The following is a 16,311-nucleotide window of genomic DNA, read 5'->3' on the forward strand; positions in this document are numbered from 1 at the left end:
GTTTGGTATCTGGAATGAATTTAACGGCTGTCTTTCTCCCGCCAGCCTAGGTCTCGGCTGATGGCGTGTGCGGTGTCCAACACCTCACCGGTCAACGCGGTCATGCGGTCGTCCGACATATATTGTGCCGCACTCGATACGCTGATTGCCGCGACGATCCGGCCGCTGGCGTCACGGATCGGGGCCGCGACACAGCGTATCTGGTCCTCATTCTCCTCCAGGTCATAGGCGCAACCGAGACCGACATAGCCGCGCATCCGTTCGAGCCAGATTGCATAATCGGGGGCTTTCGGATCGCCGCCGCGCTCCTCCTCGAACCGCTGACCCCAGGCCCGCGCATCGTCGTCGAGCATCAGCGCCTTGCCGAGGCCCGTCGAGGTCATGGGCTGGCGGTCGCCCACCCGGCTTGAGATATCGACCCGGCGGCGGCCGGGAATTTTGTCGAGATACAGCGCCTTGTCGCCGTCGCGCACGCCCAGATGGACGGTATCTTCCGACGCGGCGGCCAGTGCCTCGATATGTTCGCGGCCGATCTGGACCACGTCCGCCTGCTGCTGCGCCAGGAAACCAAGTTCAAGCAGCTTCGGCCCCAGGCGATAGCCCTGGCGCGGCGTGAAGATCAGGAAACGCCGGTCGATCAGCGCGCTGGCCAGCCGGTGCGTCGTACTGCGGGTCAGGCCCAATCGCTCGGCCAGCTCGGCCAGCGCGATGGGGCGGTCGGCAACCTCGTCGATCAGGTCGAGACCGCGCAGCAGCGTCTGGCTGCCGGTCGGACCCTTGGTCTCGCCGGATTCGGTTTTGGGGGTCTTGGCGGGTGCGGGCATCGGAAAGGCTCTCCAATCGCGCCGCAGTGTCTGCGTGCGCGTACCATATTGTGGAAGTGTCTGCCCGGGCAGGGCGCTACTGTCGAGAGCAAAGCGCGGTGATCGGTCGCGGTTACGGCCAGAATGGGGTATTCCGTGCGTTTGCCCGCGATACCTGGTCGAGGATGATCGCTGCACGCGCGTCCGGGCCGTCATGTGACAGTGACAGCCCATCGACCGTCAGCCCCTGGACGTGCTGCGCCCACAGCCCCCAGGCGGGCAGGGTGCCGAACATGCTCGGTTCGGGATAGGCGTGGGGACATTCCTCCGGCATCCGTGCCGAGTCCTCCATCGTGCCACCACCACGATAATGGAGGCTCACCCGCGCGAGCGTCACGTCACGAATCGGATGGCGTTGCAGTCCAGCGATGATGAACGGATAGCGATGATCTATGCCGGTCGCGTGGATGTCGGTCAGGGTGATGCCGCGCAGCGCCCCGACGCCCAGACCCGCCGGTCCGCGCCCGCGATCGCCCAGCCGCAGGAAAGCCGGGGCGCTGGTGACGTCGTTCATGGCCAGCCGCCGCGCGGTCACTCCCTCCATGATGCCGCCATCGACCACCTCCAGCGCCAGCCCCCGGCTGCGGTCAAATCGGCAATCCTCGATCAATATGTCGCGAAAGCCGCCATTGCTCTCGGTTCCGATCTTGATCCGGCCGGTGGGACCGTCCCGGTCGGGCGCGAACCGTTGCGTCGTGCCGAACCGTCCGTCCAGCATCGTGCCGCGGTCATAGCCCGATACGGCGCAGTCGCGGATGACAATATTCTCGACATCGATGGGGTGGCCCATGGCGAGGCTGCTCTTGACGACGATGGCGTCGTCATTGGGCGTATTGACCCTGCAGCGCGTGACCATGGCATGGGATACGCCGTCCAGGTCGATGCCGTCGCGCTCGCTGTCGATGGTCAGCCGGTCGATGGCGACGCGGGTACAGCCGGTCAGCAGGACCGCGATATGCCCGCCGCGATCGATAGTCAGGTCGTGCAGCGTCACGCCGTGACAATCGCGCAGGGCGATCGCCTTGTTGCCCAGCCCGCGCATGGCCTCGACGTCCGGTTCCAGCGCGGCGAGGGCGGCGGCGCTCATGTCGCGCATCGATAGCGGCCTTTCGCCCCGTTGCGCACGCCAGCGCGATCCCGGGCCGTTGCGGGTCAGGCCGCATCCCTCGATCCGCCCCCGCCCGGCAATGGCGATGTCGTGCAGCCCGTCGCCCCAGATCAGGCTGTTATGCCAATGGCTGTGCCCGAAATCCTGATAAAGTTGGTCTCCGCGCGGTTCGGGATCGTCATAACGTCCGGCATGGCGCGCCGGATCGGCCGCCTCGATCACCGCGCCTTCGGCCAGCCATAGCGCGACCTCGCTCGCCAGTCGGATCGAGAAGCAAAGGTAACGCCCGGCGGGCAGCATCACCGTCCCGCCGCCCCGGCCCGCGACATGGGCGATGGCGCGGTTGATCGCGGCGTGGTCCAGCGTCTGCCCATCGCCTCGCGCGCCCGCCTCGCGCGCGTTCAGCCATTGCCGGGCATGGACCGGCGCGGCGAAGCGCATGGTCAGGGCCGTGCCTTGGCAACCTCGACCGCATAGACCTGCTGCCCGCCCTGCATGTTGGAGCGGAAAACCAGCCATTTGCCGTCCGGCGTGAAGTTGGCATTGGGCTCCAGCCGGTAATCCTGGGCTTTCATATTGACGAGCTTTTCCGCCTCGAAAACGCCCGGCTGGATCAGCGTATCGGCATCGGGCGCGCGGATACCCGCCACATCGGGGACGGCGCGCGGGCGGAACAGATAGAGCCATTTGCCGTCGGGCGCATGCGCGACCATCTCGCGGTCGCCGCCATCGCCGGAGAAGAGCTTGCCGTCGGGCGAACTGTTGAAATGCACCGACCATTCGTTGCGGTCGAGATGATATTGGGTGCGCTTGCCGGTCGCGACGTCATAACCCGCCACCCAGAAATCCTCGCCGCGCGGCGTTTGCAGATCATACCAGATGGTTCGTCCGTCATGGGAGAACCACTCATGCCCGGCGATCTCCATGTTCATCGTGCGGGTATGGATCTTGCGCGGGGCATCGCCCGGCCGGTTGATCCGCATCAGCCAGAGCCGGTCGACCTTGTGCCAGGGTCCTTCGTGACAGAACATCAGCAGCGCCGGGTCGGTCGGCGAGAATTGCAGATGGTTGAGCCAGTCGGTCGCGCGGTGGACGATGCGCTTTGCTCCGGTCCGGGTGTCGATGACGAACATCGCCATCGGCACGCGCGCCTCGAGCCGCTCGTTCATCCGCACTTCCTTCGCCTCGGCATAGGTCAGCGGCTTGCCGTCCGGGCCAGTCGCCCGGTAATTGGCCTGGTCGTAGCGGGCGTCCTTCTTGGCGAAGAGCGCGAGCGTGTCGGACGAGGCATGGGGATCGGTCTCGACACCGCCCAACAGCGTTTCGTCGGCGTTGATCGTCTGGATGTCGCCATGGTCGATGGCGACGACCTTGCGGACCTTGCCGCTGTCGATATCGGCGGCCCAGATGATCTTGGCACCCTGTCCGTCCGCGCTTTGTGTCTGGTAATAGACGGTTGGCGTCCGGTGGCCGGTGAAGAGCAGGCGGAACGGCCCCGTGATCGGCACCACCGTCTTCAGCGCGCGGGTCTTCAGGTCGACGGAGGCGATGCCCTTGGGCGTCGAGATCAGCAGCTTGTCGCCCTGCGGCGTATAGCCGTTGAAGTTGAAATAGAGGCTGGCGCTGCCCGGCTCGTCCGACAGCCGGACGATGCGGTGGCCGGTATCGGGATCGACCCATTCGCGCGGTGGCGTGGTGTCCGCCGCCAGCGCGACGGACGGTCCGGCCAGCGCCAGCAGCAGGGCAGCCCCCATCCTCATTGCAGGTTCACATAGGCGCCGCCATCGACCAGCAGCGCCGCGCCGGTCACATAACGCGCCATGTCGGAGGCGAGGAACACGGCCGGTCCCGCCATATCCTCGGGCACGCCGAGCCGCCCCAGCGGCACGCGGCCCTCCATATATTTGCGCTTGGCCTCGTCGGCCAGATCGTCCTTGTTGATCTCGGTGAGGATAGTGCCGGGCAGCAGCGAGTTGCAGCGGATGCCGTGGCGTCCCAGCGCGATCGCGGCCGACTGCATCAACGAATGCAGGCCTGCCTTGGTCGGGGTATAATGCGTCTGATACTCGCCGCCGACGAGCGCGGAGATCGAGGAGATGGCGATGATTGACCCGCCATGGCCCTGTTGAACCATCTGCCGCGCCGCCGCCTGGCACATATAATAGCCGCCATGCAGATTGACCCGCATCGTCCGCTCGAACGTCTCGACCGGCATGTCGAGGAAGCTGTGGAAGGGGCAGATGCCCGCATTCGACACCATCACATCGACCTTGCCGAACGCATCGGCCGCGCGCGCGATGAAGTCGGTCGCGGTGGCGGGGTCGGCCACATCGCCCTGGATGGCGACCGCGCGGCGGCCATGCGCCTCGATCCCCGCCACGCACTGGGCGGCGCCGTCCGAATCGCGGGCATAGTTGATCGCGACGTCCGCACCGTGTTCGGCCGCCCCGATGGCGATCGCACGACCGATGCCCGTCGAGGCGCCGGTGACGACCACGGTTTTTCCTTCCAGCAGCTTCACGACCTTGCTCCTCATCCTGTCCGTCTGCTCACTTGGCCGACCGGATTTTACAAAACAACCGATTGACCTTCTGAGTCTCAACAATTAGCATACTATTCCATAAAGTGAGAAAGTAAAGCCGGGAGGATCGGATGCGGGGCGGTTGCCAAGAGACGCGGGCCAGCGGGGGCGGGCGATGAGCCTGTCGCGGATCAAGCACGTCCGCGCCTTCGTCGCGCGCGGGGCAGGGGCCGATTATCACGATCAGGGCGCGGGCCACTGGATCGACGACCACATCGCCACGCCGATGAGCCGCTATCCCGAATATCGCCAGTCGCGGCAAAGCTTCGGCATCAACGTGCTGGGCACGCTGGTCGTGGAGATCGAGGCCGAGGACGGCACGATCGGCTTTGCGGTGACGACCGGGGGCGAGCCCGCCGCCTATATCGTCGAGAAGCATCTCGCCCGGTTCCTCGAAGGACGCTCGCCGGTCGAGGTCGAGAAGATCTGGGACCAGATGTATTTCTCGACCCAATATTATGGCCGCAAGGGGCTGGTGGTGAACGCGATCTCCGGCGTCGATCTGGCGCTATGGGATCTGCTGGGCAAGCTGCGCGGCGAGCCGGTCTATCACATGCTGGGCGGCGCGGTGCGCGACGAACTGCAATTCTACGCCACCGGCGCGCGGCCCGATATCGCCAAGGAACTGGGCTTCATCGGAGGCAAGCTGCCGCTGCACCACGGCCCGGCCGAAGGGCTGGAGGGGATGGAGAAGAACATCGCGCTGCTCGCCGACATGCGCAGCAAATGCGGTGACGATTTCTGGCTGATGTACGACTGCTGGATGGCGCTCGACCTCGACTACGCGACGCGCCTCGCGCATCGCGCGTGGAACGAATGCGGGCTGAAATGGATCGAGGAGGCGCTGAGCCCCGATGATTACTGGTCCTATGCTGAGCTTCGCAAGAAGGCGCCGCCGGGGCTGCTCGTCACCACCGGCGAGCATGAGGCAACCCGCTGGGGCTTCCGCATGCTGATCGACATGGGCTGCTGCGACATCATCCAGCCCGATGTGGGCTGGTGCGGCGGCGTGACCGAACTGATCAAGATCGCCAACTATGCCGACAGCCGGGGGGTGATGATGATCCCGCACGGATCGTCGGTCTATAGCTATCACTTCGTCATCACCCGGCACAATTCGCCCTTTGCCGAATTCCTGATGATGCACCCCGGACCCACCGAGGTCGTGCCGATGTTCGCGCCGCAATTGCTGGGCGAACCGGTGCCGCAGAACGGCCGCATCCGCGTCAGCGCGCTCGACAAGCCCGGCTTCGGCGTCGAGCTGAACGCCGACGTGCCGCTTCATCGCCCGTATACCCATTGAGGATTTTCCCATGAAACTCTGTCGCTATGGACAAAAGGGCGCGGAAAAGCCCGGTCTGGTCGATGCCGATGGCCGCATCCGCGACCTGTCGGACGTAATCGACGACGTCACCTCCGCCACCCTCAGCCCCGAGGCCCTGGACCGCCTCCGCGCCGTCGATCTCGACACGCTGCCGCTGGTCGAGGGGAGCCCACGCTACGGCGTGCCCGTCGCTGGCATCGGCAAGTTCATCGCCATCGGGCTCAACTATGCCGATCATGCGGCGGAGTCCGGGCTGCCGGTGCCGCCCGAGCCCATCTTCTTCACCAAGGCGATTTCGTGCCTGACTGGCCCCAATGATCCGGTGATGATCCCCAAAGACGCCGAAAAGACCGACTGGGAGGTCGAACTGGGCGTCGTGATCGGCAAGACCTGCCGCTATGTCGAACAGGCCGACGCGCTGGATCATGTCGCAGGCTATGTGCTGGCCAACGACGTGTCCGAGCGCGCTTTCCAGAAGGAGCTGGGTAGCCAGTGGGACAAGGGCAAGGGCTGCGACACCTTCGGTCCGGTCGGCCCTTGGCTGGTGACGGCGGACGAGGTTGGCGACTGCCAGGAACTGGACATGTTCCTCGACGTCAATGGTCGGCGGATGCAGACCGGCAACACCCGGACGATGATCTTCCCGGTCGCCGAGTGTATCGCCTATGTCAGCCGCTTCATCACCCTGCACCCCGGCGACCTGCTGATCACCGGCACACCACCGGGCGTGGGCGAGGGGCAGAAGCCCGAAAAGATCTTCCTCAAGGCGGGCGATACCATGCATCTGGGCATCGCCAAGCTGGGCGAACAGCGCCAGACCTGCATTCCCTTCGCCCTGGAACTGCCCCAGTGACCGTCTTTGGGGGGCGCTTCGCGGGGCGATCCGCGATCGTGACCGGGGCGGCCTCGGGCCTGGGCTGCGAGGTGGCGCGGCGCATCGTCGCAGAGGGCGGCTCGGTCGCGCTCTGGGATGTCGATAGCGACAAGCTGGCGGCGTCGGCGATCGATGTCGGGGCAACCCATTGGGAAGCGTTCGACGTCGCGGATGCCGGTGCCGTCGAACGCGCCACCGCCGCCAGTGTCGCGGCGCTGGGCAAGATCGACGTGCTGATCTGCTCGGCGGGCATCACCGGCGCGACGGCCAGCGTTCAGGACTATCCGCTCGACAGCTGGCAGCGTGTGGTCGAGATCAACCTGAACGGCGTATTTTATTGCTGTCGTTCGGTGGTGCCGCATCTGCTGGCGAATGGCTATGGTCGGATCGTCAACGTCGCCTCGGTCGCGGGCAAGGAGGGTAATCCCAATGCCTCGGCCTATTCGGCAACCAAGGCGGGGGTGATCGGCTTCACCAAGAGCCTCGGCAAGGAACTGGCGGGCAAGGGTGTCATCGCCAACGCGATCACGCCCGCGACGTTCGAGAGCCCGATCCTCGCGCAACTGCCGAAGAGCCAAGTCGATTACATGCGCGGAAAGATCCCGATGGGACGGCTGGGCGAGGTGAGCGAGACGGCGGCGATGGTGTGCTTCATGGCGTCGGAGGAGTGCAGCTTCACCACCGCGTCGACCTTCGACACATCGGGTGGCCGGACGACCTATTGATGATCCCGTTCGTCGACGCGCATATTCATCTCTGGGATCTGGGGCGGCTGCGTTACCCGTGGTTGACCCCGCCCTTCGCCGATGACGGGCCGAACGGATCGGTCGAGGCGATCGCGCGGACCTATCTCCCCGCCGACTACCGGGCGGAGATGGCGCGGTGGAATGTCGTCGGCGCGGTGCATGTCGATGCGGGCGCGCATCCGGCGGATGCACTGGCCGAAACCGAGTGGCTGGAGGGGCTGGCCGACGCACACGGGTTGCCCGATGCCATCGTCGCCTTTGCCGCACTGGACGACCCCGATCTCGATGCGATACTGGCGGCCCATGCCCGGCATCCCCGCGTGCGGGGCATCCGGCACATCGTCAACTGGCATCCCGATCCGCAGCGCAGTTATACCCCGCGCGATGTGACGCGGGACGTGGCATGGCAGCGCGGTTTCGCCAGGCTGGCGGACCATGGCCTGTCCTTCGACCTTCAATGCTATCCAGGGCAGATGGCCGGACTGGCCGAGCTTATTGCGCGGCATCCGGGCATTCCGGTGATCCTGAATCACGCCGGCATGGCGGTTCCTGGCGATCCCGATGGTGTCGCCGGATGGCGCTGGGGCCTGACCGCGCTGGCGGCCTGTCCACATGTTTCGGTCAAGCTGTCGGGCTTCGGTTTCGCCCGGCGCGACTGGAACGCCAGCTTTGTGCGCGACACGGTGCGCACGGTCATCGACCTGTTCGGGACTGACCGCGCGATGTTCGCCAGCGATCTGCCGACCGACCGTCTGTTCGGCAGTATCGACGCCCAGATGGAGGCCTGTCACGCCGCCGTCGCGGATTTCGCCGAAGAGGATCGCCGCGCCTTATTTGGTCGTAATGCCGACCGCATCTATCGATTGGGGCTGGGCTGCTGACCGCGCCAGCCGGAAGACACAGGATTTGGGAGTGAACCGCATGTATGATCGCACTTACTACGCCACCCACCCGGACATGATGGACTGCGTCTCCAATGACGAGCTGCGCGACCGCTATCTGATCCCAGACCTGTTCCGCACCGGCGAGTGCGTGCTGAACTACACCCATGCCGAGCGTTTCGTCATTGGCGGCGTGGCCGTGGGGGATGCTCCCGTGAAGTTGCCGGACCAGACCGAGCCCAAGTCGGCGGCGGGGCATCCCTTCCTCGAACGTCGCGAACTGGCCATCGTCAATGTCGGAACCGTCGAGGGCCGGGTGACGGTGGACGGCGAGGTGTTCACGCTGGGCAACAAGGATTGCCTCTATGTGACAATGGGCGCGAAGGAGGTCCTGTTCGAAGGGCAGGGCGCGCGCTTCTATCTCGCCTCGTGCCCGGCGCATAAGGCGTTCCAGACCCGCAAGCTGGGCATCGCCGACGCCAATGCGCTGGAGCGTGGCAGTCTGGAAGAGTCCAACGAACGCACCATCTATCAGCTGGTCATTCCGGGCGTTTGCGACAGCGCGCAGCTGGTCATGGGTCTGACCGTCCTGAAGCCGGGCAGCGTGTGGAACACCATGCCCCCGCACATCCATGAGCGTCGCAGCGAGATCTACTTCTATTTCGAGCTCGACAATCTGGAGAGCGATCGCGTCATGCACTTCATGGGCGAGGGCGAGGCGACCCGCCATCTGGTCGTTAAGAACGAGGAAGCGGTCATTTCGCCGCCCTGGTCGATCCATATGGGGGCAGGGACCAAGGCCTATGCCTTTATCTGGGCGATGGCGGGCGAGAACCAGGACTATACCGACATGAACGTGCTCGACATCTGTCAGCTGGCATGAGCGCGGTGGCCAATCCCTTCGATCTTTCGGGCCGCGTCGCGGTCGTCACCGGCGCCAATACCGGCATCGGTCAGGCGATCGCGGTCGCGCTGGCGGCGGCGGGGGCGGATGTCGCCTGTGTCGGACGCACTCCTGCCGAGGAAACGGTCGAGACCATCCGGAGTCTCGGCCGAAGGGCGGAAATCGTCACCGCCGATCTGTCGACGATCGAGCCGGTGGAGCGGATCGTCACGGAGACGCTCGACCGGCTCGGCCGCCTCGACATTCTGGTGAACAATGCGGGCATCATCCGCCGCGCCGATGCGGTGGACTTCACCGAAGAGGACTGGGATGCGGTGGTCGACACCAATCTAAAATCGGTGTTCTTTCTGTGTCAGGCTGCCGGGCGGCATATGATCGCGCAGGGCGGCGGCCGGATCATCAACATTGCCTCCATGCTGACCTTTCAGGGCGGCATTCGTGTGCCGAGCTATACGGCATCGAAATCGGGCATCGGCGGGCTGACCAAGCTGCTGGCCAACGAATGGGCGAAGCACGGGGTGACGGTCAACGCGATCGCACCGGGCTATATTGCCACCAACAACACCGCCGCACTCCAGGCCGATACGGCGCGTAACACGGCGATCCTCGATCGCATCCCGGCGGGACGGTGGGGCGATCCGTCCGATCTTGGCGGGGCGGCGGTATTCTTGGCGTCTGGTGCGGCTGCCTATGTCCAGGGGCATGTCCTGGCGGTCGATGGAGGCTGGCTGGCACGCTGAGGTGCGTTGGCTAGGGTCAGGACCCATTTATGTGAGGGCGATGATCTGATCCAGGCTCCGCGAGGAGACCGGAATGAGCGACCTGTTTTGGCTGACGGATGAGTAGATGGAACGGCTGCGTCCGTTCTTTCCCAAGAGACACGGCAAGCCAAGTGTTGATGACCGTAACGCGTTGAGCGGTATCGTGTTCGTCAACCGCAACGGGTCGCGCAGGCACGATGCGCCCGCCGCCTATGGCCTGCCCAAGACGCTCTATAACCGGTGGAAGCGCTGGGGAGAGGCAGGCGTATTCGCCCGAATGATGGAAGGCTTGGCAGCGGCGGACGCTGAGCCGAGTACGGTGATGCTCGACGCGACCCCGGCCTTCGCCGGGGCAGGCTCTACCTCAAGGCGCACCGCACGGCATCGAGCCTGCGGGTAAAAAAGGGGACCTCGGCCGCCTGATCGGCCGCACCAAAGGCGGCATGAACACCAAGCTCCATGCCATCGCCGATGCGAACGGCCGCCCGTTGAGCTTCTTCATGACGGCGGGCCAAGTCAGCGACTACACCGGTGCGGCAGCACTGCTCGACGATATGCCAGAGGCGCAAGGGCTGCTCGGCGACCGCGGCTACGACGCCGACTGGTTCAGAGACGCGCTCCAGGCAAAAGGCATTCAGCCGTGCATCCCGGGCCGGCGATCCCGCAACGAGCCCGTCAGGTACGACAAGCGCCGCTACCGACGCCGCAGCCGCATCGAGATCATGTTCGGTCGCCTCAAAGACTGGCGACGCGTCGCAACCCGCTACGATCGCTGCCCTACGGCATTCTTCTCCGCCATCGCACTCGCCGCCACCGTCATCTTCTGGCTGTGATCAATGAGTCCTGACCCTAATTACGCGAACCCAAACGCGCGTCTTTAAGAGGTGCAGACTGGCAGCTTTCGAGCGCTATCTGTTCTGGTTGTCTGCTCAGGGGGCTTTGCCCAAGAGCGCGCGTACTACCATTGTTTCGCATCTGTCGCCTGCATGGAGAGTGGTTTTCCCGCGCCTTTGCGCTTGAGGCTGGAATTGTCTCTCTCATCAGCGCAAGGACGACTTACTCTGCCGATCCGCGATCGGATAAGCGACGCGGAACCCAATGTGTGACGTCGGAAGGTCGTGTTCCTGCGCCTGATAGGCGGCCGGCCGAAAATTGGCGCAGTAATTCATTGCGCAGAGATAGCTGCCGCCCTTCACCAAGCCGATATTCCGATCGCCTGCAACCCATTCCCAGACATTGCCGACCATGTCGTAGATGCCCAGGTCGTTCGCCTCGAAGCATCCCACCGGGGCAATCCCGGCATAGCCATCCTCCGCGGTGTCACGCATGGGGAAGACGCCTTCCCAGACATTGGCGCGGGGCTTGCCGTGATCGTACGCCCAATCAACCGGGTCTCGAGTGGCATTCTGATGGCCGCGCGCGGCACGCTCCCATTGTTCGGCAGTGGGCAGGGCCCCTCCGGCCCAGCGGGCATAGGCTGCGGCGTCGTCGCGATCGACATGGACGACCGGCTCGTCCGCACGGCCGGTCAAGTCACTGCCGGGCCCCTTGGGATGACGCCAATCCGCGCCCTTCGTCCAGCGCCACCAGCGCGCGGCATTGTCGAGGGAAACCGGCTCGGTCGGCGCCACGAACAGCGCGGACGCCCCCTGTCGTTCGGCCTGTGTCCGATATCCGGTCGCCGCCACGAAGGCCGCAAACTGACGGTTGGTCACCTCATGCGCATCGATCCGGAATGCCGCGACGCGGACCGGCCGCCCGGGTCGATCCGTGCCATCCTCGCCGAGCAGGACGATGCCCTCGGCGATGGTGACGACGGCATCCTTGGCCAGACAGCGATTCCTAGGCTGCGGCGCTCGCGCGCCCAGCCCGCCGAACGCGCCGAGCGCCAGGAGCAGCGCCGCCCCGATCCTCATGGTCGGGCCGCGGGAGCAGGCGCCGCCTCTGCATCGGCCGGCAGCGGAACCACGCCCTTGGCTTTCGCATACAGGTCATAGGCCTTGACCAGGTCGGCAAGTCGCTTCGGTTCGGCGGCGGCCAGATCATGGGTTTCACCGGGATCGCGCGCGACGTTGAACAACTGCCACCGCCCCGTACTGACCCCGCCGCGCGTATAGCGATTGGTCGGCTTTGGCAGGAAGACGACCTTCCAATCCCCTTGGCGAAGCGCCCGGCGGAAGAAGAGTTCATAGCCCAGCGTTTCGTCGGCGGACCGGATGCCGTCGGCGCGGGCGGTCAGCACGGGGCGCAGGCTGTGCCCTTCATGGGGCAGGATGGCATGGCCCGCGAACTGGCTCGGCTGACGCAGGCCCGCATAGTCGAGCAGGGTCGGCGCGACGTCGCGGACATCCAGATTGGCGTTGGCAATCCGTCCGCCGCCCGCCACGCCCCGGCCCGCCGCAAAGGCGCTGACCCGGATGCCGCCCTCGGTCGTGTAGCCCTTGACCAGCCAGGACGGCACCGAATTGGCCTGCGCCCAGCCCGGCCCATAGCCGACATAGCTGGTCGCCTTGCCGATATTGTCCAGGCTGTTGTCGATGCCCAGCGCCTGCGCCGGGGGCAGGGCGGCATCGGGCGAGTCGGCCTTGAAGTGGGGGGTGGGCGCTTCGATCACATTCCCCTCCGGGCCATTATCGGCGAAGAACAGGATGATCGTGTTGTCGTAGCGCCCTTGCGCCTTCAGCGCGGCGATGACGCGGCCGACATTCTGGTCCATGCGATCGACCATGGCGGCATAGACCTCCATCTTGCGCGCTTCGACAGCGCGTTCGTCCGCGCTGAGCGAGGCCCAGGGCTTTGCCAGCTCCACGCTGTGCGGCACGGCATCGGCCTGCACCAGGCCCAGCGCCTTTTGCTTGGCCAGTCGCTCCGCGCGCAGCGCCTCATAGCCTGCATCATAGCGTCCCTTGTACTTGGCGATCGTCTCCGCCGGTGCCTGAAGCGGCCAGTGCGGTGTCGTGAAGGGCAGATAGGCGAAGAACGGACGGCGATCCCCCGCCTTTGCCGATACGTTCAGATAGCCGATCAGGCGGTCGGCGAAATAATCCGCCGAATACTGCCCCTTGGGGAGAATGGCGGGTTTGCCGTCGTCGCGGTAACTCGGCGCCAGCCCCGCCTTGGTCCAGGCCTCGTCCTGATCCGCGCCGAAATGGTTGGACCCGCCCTGGAGCAGGGCGAAGCTGTGCTCGAACCCGCGCGCGGCGGGCTCGCGATCGGGTATCAGGCCCAGATGCCATTTGCCCGCCATCAGGGTCGCATAGCCACCGGCGCGCAGCAGTTCGGCGATCGAGGCGACCCGGTCGTTCAGATACCCCTCATAGCCCGGCTGGCCCCGCGTCGCAGGACTGAGCAGTTCCGCCATCGTCCCCAGACCCGCCTCGTGATTGTCCACGCCACTCATGAGCATCGAGCGTGTGGGCGAACAGGTCGGTGCGGTGTGGAAACCGGTGAAGCGCACCCCCGACAGGGCCAGCGCATCGAGATTGGGTGTCGCGATCTCGCCCCCGAACGCGCCCAGGTCTGACCAACCGAGATCGTCGGCGACGATGATCAGGAAGTTCGGGGCATCCGTCGGTGCTTTTTGCGTTTCGCTTGATGCCGAGGCCGGTGCTGCCGGAGCGGCAAGAGCCGGAGTGGCCGCGATCAGGGCCGAAGCGGCCACTGCCAGAAATCTCACGCCGATCATGTCTGCTCCCATTGTTGACGACCATGCGCGGGGTCGCACGCTCGGGATAAAGGTTGGCGCCGTCGCGACAATGATAATTTGCCTACTAGATCGATAGGAATTACTTCGTTCGCTTCATGAACGTCCTTTCATAGCCCTAGGCGGGCGGTCGCTGCCGCACGTCCTTCCCCGCCATGAGAGAATGTCCATGCCGATTTCGACAGCCCTTCGTCGCCGCGCTCTATGGCTCGCGGGTACGTTCCTGCTGGCCGCGCCCGCCGCAGCTCAGGACATGCTGGTCGCCGATGAGGAGGATCGGGGCGCTGCCGCTGCCGTTCCGGATAGCGGCGCGAGCGAGGATGTCCTCGTCACCGCCCGCCGCCGGACGGAACGAAGCCAGGACGTACCGATTGCCATCAATGCCTTCGGCGCGGCCCAGATCGAGTCGACCCGCACCTTCAATCTGCGCGACCTTCAGCAGCTGACGCCCAGCCTGGTCGTCACCAACACCAATCCCCGCAACACCAGCATCAACATTCGCGGGCTGGGCAATAATGTGGCGGTCTATAATGACGGGCTGGAGCCGGCGGTGGGCGTCTATCTGGACGGCGTCTATCTGGCACGACCGGGCCAGACCGTGTTCGATCTCGCCGATCTGGAGCGGATCGAGGTGTTGCGCGGGCCGCAGGGTACGTTGTTCGGCAAGAACACCTCGGCGGGCGCGGTGGTGGTGACGACCAGGCAACCGACCTTCGACTGGCAGGCGGGTGGTGATGCCAGTCTGGGCAATTACGACTTCCGCCAGCTCCATGCCTATGTCTCGGGGCCTTTGTCGCAGCATCTGGCGGCGCGGCTGTTCGTGTCGAAGACCGATCGCGATGGCTTTACCCTCAACCGCTTCGACGGACGATACGGCCAGGACTTTCACGATCTGAACCTGCGCGGTCAGTTGCTCTACAAGCCCACCGACACATTGACCCTGCGGATCATCGGCGATTGGGGACGGCAGAGCAGCTTTACGGCTGGTAGCTTACTGCTGGGGGCCATCCGGAATTACGACAATGGCGCGCTGTTCCCGAACAACTATTACGACCGGTCCGCGCGGCTGGGCTATACGCCGGTTGCGGCAAACCCGGCGCTGCGGACGACCGACACCGATGCCAATCCGCGCTACCGGATGAACCAGCATGGGGTGAACGTCACCACCGACTGGGATATCGGCCCCGCCACGCTGACCTCGGTCACGGCCTATCGCGCCTGGAACTGGTATCCCCATAATGACGGCGACGGTACCAGCATCGATGCGGGCGCGGATTTCCACCAGAGCAACGAGCAGCGTCAGGTCAGCCAGGAACTGCGCATCGCGTCCAATGGCGCGCGGCGCGTCGATTATGTCGCAGGCCTCTATTATCTCTATCAGTCGATCCAGGCGGAGGCGGTCAACCGCTATGGCAGTAGCGCCGCCGACTGGTTTCTGCCCCCGACCACCAATCCGACCGTCGGCGCGGCCGCGCTGAACGGCTACAACGTCGTCAGCCATTCGCGCCCCGTCACCGACAGCTATGCCGCCTTCGCCCAGACGATATGGCACATTACCGATGCCGTCGATCTGACGACCGGCCTGCGCTATACCTATGAAACCAAGTCCGGCTATTTCGACCAGGATGCGACCGGCGCATCGCTGGCCGGGTTGACGGCGGCGCAACAGGTGGCGGCTCAGGCCATCCGCGGGCGCTATGGCGTGCGGAATTTCTATACCGCGCGCACCGAGGTCGGGCGGCTGTCAGGCCAGGCCACGCTGTCCTGGAAGGTTGCCGCACCTGTGCTGGCTTACGCAACCTATGCGCGGGGCAACAAGTTCGGCGGGCTGAACCTGGCCAACATCACCACCACGGGCCAGTTCGCCGCCAATCCCGTCATTCGTCCCGAGACGATCGACAGTTATGAAGTCGGTGCCAAGACCAGCTGGGCGGACGGTCGGATCACCGCGAACGTCGCGGCCTTCTGGACCGACGTCAAAGACTATCAGACGACGATCGTCGACGTGGAGCGCAACGGCGTGAGCTTCTTCACCAACGCCGCCAAGGTACGGACACGCGGCATCGAGGCGGACCTGCGCGCCGCCCCGACACGGTGGCTGACATTGTATGGGTCGGGTACCTATGACGATGCCCGCTACATCTCCTATGCCAACGCACCGTGCCCGATCGAGATCACGGGGCGCACCTTATGCGATCTGAGCGGGCAGCGCCTGCCCGGCGTCTCCCGCTGGGCCGCCTCGGCCGGGGGCGAGGTCCGCGCCCCCCTCGGCGTCAATTTCGGGCACGACGCCGAAGTTTATGCAGGCTCGGATTACAGCTACCGCTCCGCGACCAACAGCACCGCCAGCCTCAGCCGCTATTCGGATATTCCGGCCTATGCGCTGGTCAACCTGCGGTTCGGGATCAGAGCCGATGACGGCCGCTATGACATCCAGTTCTGGGGGCGGAACATAGCGAACTCGACCTATTATCTGTCCCTGGCCGCCAACAACACGGGCGCCGTTACCGCCACGCTGGGTGATCCCCGTACCTATGGCGTCACCCTCAGGACCAAATGGTGACGA

The 16,311-nt window shown here is 65.1% G+C and carries 13 protein-coding genes and 1 pseudogene; 8 read left to right on the forward strand and 6 right to left on the reverse strand.

The window, feature by feature from the left end:
* Positions 1-20 precede the first annotated feature (20 nt).
* From KV697_RS00785 to KV697_RS00800, 4 genes are all read right to left on the reverse strand, one after another.
* The gene (locus KV697_RS00785) at positions 21-824 is read right to left on the reverse strand and encodes an IclR family transcriptional regulator (RefSeq protein ID WP_219019703.1); all 804 of its coding nucleotides are present in this window, start codon (positions 822-824) and stop codon (positions 21-23) included.
* 112 nt (positions 825-936) lie between these two features.
* A complete protein-coding gene (locus KV697_RS00790) occupies positions 937-2,412 on the reverse strand; it encodes a rhamnogalacturonidase (protein WP_219019704.1) in 1,476 nt (491 codons plus the stop codon).
* 2 nt (positions 2,413-2,414) lie between these two features.
* Positions 2,415-3,725: an oligogalacturonate lyase family protein gene (locus tag KV697_RS00795; protein WP_306822669.1), complete on the reverse strand. Its 1,311-nt coding sequence runs from the start codon at positions 3,723-3,725 to the stop codon at positions 2,415-2,417.
* A 2-nt stretch (positions 3,726-3,727) separates the two neighbouring features.
* Positions 3,728-4,492 (reverse strand): SDR family NAD(P)-dependent oxidoreductase, encoded by a 765-nt coding sequence (locus tag KV697_RS00800; RefSeq protein ID WP_306822670.1) that lies wholly within the window; start codon positions 4,490-4,492, stop codon positions 3,728-3,730.
* 175 nt (positions 4,493-4,667) lie between these two features.
* Here KV697_RS00800 and rhmD point away from each other — a divergent pair, with 175 nt between their 5' ends.
* The 7 genes and pseudogenes from rhmD (at position 4,668) to KV697_RS00835 (ending at position 10,875) form a co-directional block, all read left to right on the forward strand.
* Positions 4,668-5,855, forward strand: coding sequence for an L-rhamnonate dehydratase (rhmD, locus tag KV697_RS00805; protein ID WP_219019707.1), 1,188 nt, complete (start codon positions 4,668-4,670; stop codon positions 5,853-5,855).
* A 10-nt stretch (positions 5,856-5,865) separates the two neighbouring features.
* The gene (locus KV697_RS00810) at positions 5,866-6,729 is read left to right on the forward strand and encodes a fumarylacetoacetate hydrolase family protein (RefSeq protein WP_219019708.1); all 864 of its coding nucleotides are present in this window, start codon (positions 5,866-5,868) and stop codon (positions 6,727-6,729) included.
* Positions 6,726-7,475, forward strand: a complete 750-nt coding sequence (locus KV697_RS00815) for an SDR family NAD(P)-dependent oxidoreductase (RefSeq protein WP_219019709.1) — start codon at positions 6,726-6,728, stop codon at positions 7,473-7,475. Before KV697_RS00810 ends, KV697_RS00815 begins: the two co-directional genes overlap by 4 nt.
* Positions 7,475-8,377, forward strand: coding sequence for an amidohydrolase family protein (locus tag KV697_RS00820; protein ID WP_219019710.1), 903 nt, complete (start codon positions 7,475-7,477; stop codon positions 8,375-8,377). Before KV697_RS00815 ends, KV697_RS00820 begins: the two co-directional genes overlap by 1 nt.
* 40 nt (positions 8,378-8,417) lie before the next feature.
* Entirely contained in the window at positions 8,418-9,260 is an 843-nt protein-coding gene (gene kduI / locus KV697_RS00825; protein ID WP_219019711.1) for a 5-dehydro-4-deoxy-D-glucuronate isomerase, read from the forward strand.
* A 5-nt stretch (positions 9,261-9,265) separates the two neighbouring features.
* Positions 9,266-10,021 (forward strand): 2-dehydro-3-deoxy-D-gluconate 5-dehydrogenase KduD, encoded by a 756-nt coding sequence (kduD, locus tag KV697_RS00830; protein ID WP_219021147.1) that lies wholly within the window; start codon positions 9,266-9,268, stop codon positions 10,019-10,021.
* A gap of 106 nt (positions 10,022-10,127) precedes the next feature.
* Positions 10,128-10,875, forward strand: a pseudogene (locus KV697_RS00835) (IS5 family transposase).
* Between the two features lie 207 nt (positions 10,876-11,082).
* Here KV697_RS00835 and KV697_RS00840 read toward each other — a convergent pair.
* On the reverse strand, positions 11,083-11,958 hold the full coding sequence (locus KV697_RS00840) for an SUMF1/EgtB/PvdO family nonheme iron enzyme (protein ID WP_219019712.1): 876 nt from the start codon (positions 11,956-11,958) through the stop codon (positions 11,083-11,085).
* Complete coding sequence (locus KV697_RS00845; protein ID WP_219019713.1) at positions 11,955-13,727, reverse strand: arylsulfatase; 1,773 nt, start codon at positions 13,725-13,727, stop codon at positions 11,955-11,957. The genes KV697_RS00840 and KV697_RS00845 overlap by 4 nt, the downstream gene beginning before the upstream one ends.
* Positions 13,728-13,914: 187 nt before the next feature.
* On the opposite strand from KV697_RS00845, the gene KV697_RS00850 reads away from it, so the two are divergent.
* Positions 13,915-16,308: a TonB-dependent receptor gene (locus tag KV697_RS00850; protein ID WP_257575493.1), complete on the forward strand. Its 2,394-nt coding sequence runs from the start codon at positions 13,915-13,917 to the stop codon at positions 16,306-16,308.
* Positions 16,309-16,311: the final 3 nt, after the last annotated feature.

This window comes from Sphingomonas sanguinis, from assembly GCF_019297835.1.
In the GTDB taxonomy this organism is placed as follows: domain Bacteria; phylum Pseudomonadota; class Alphaproteobacteria; order Sphingomonadales; family Sphingomonadaceae; genus Sphingomonas; species Sphingomonas sanguinis_D.

Coding starts and splice junctions, on each gene's coding strand:
- KV697_RS00850 (WP_257575493.1), top strand. CDS start 13,915: ATGCCGATTTCGACAGCCCTTCGTCGCCGCGCTCTATGGCTCGCGGGT.
- KV697_RS00845 (WP_219019713.1), bottom strand. CDS start 13,727: ATGATCGGCGTGAGATTTCTGGCAGTGGCCGCTTCGGCCCTGATCGCG.
- KV697_RS00810 (WP_219019708.1), top strand. CDS start 5,866: ATGAAACTCTGTCGCTATGGACAAAAGGGCGCGGAAAAGCCCGGTCTG.
- kduI (WP_219019711.1), top strand. CDS start 8,418: ATGTATGATCGCACTTACTACGCCACCCACCCGGACATGATGGACTGC.
- KV697_RS00790 (WP_219019704.1), bottom strand. CDS start 2,412: ATGCGCTTCGCCGCGCCGGTCCATGCCCGGCAATGGCTGAACGCGCGC.
- KV697_RS00795 (WP_306822669.1), bottom strand. CDS start 3,725: ATGGGGGCTGCCCTGCTGCTGGCGCTGGCCGGACCGTCCGTCGCGCTG.
- KV697_RS00820 (WP_219019710.1), top strand. CDS start 7,475: ATGATCCCGTTCGTCGACGCGCATATTCATCTCTGGGATCTGGGGCGG.
- KV697_RS00785 (WP_219019703.1), bottom strand. CDS start 824: ATGCCCGCACCCGCCAAGACCCCCAAAACCGAATCCGGCGAGACCAAG.
- rhmD (WP_219019707.1), top strand. CDS start 4,668: ATGAGCCTGTCGCGGATCAAGCACGTCCGCGCCTTCGTCGCGCGCGGG.
- KV697_RS00840 (WP_219019712.1), bottom strand. CDS start 11,958: ATGAGGATCGGGGCGGCGCTGCTCCTGGCGCTCGGCGCGTTCGGCGGG.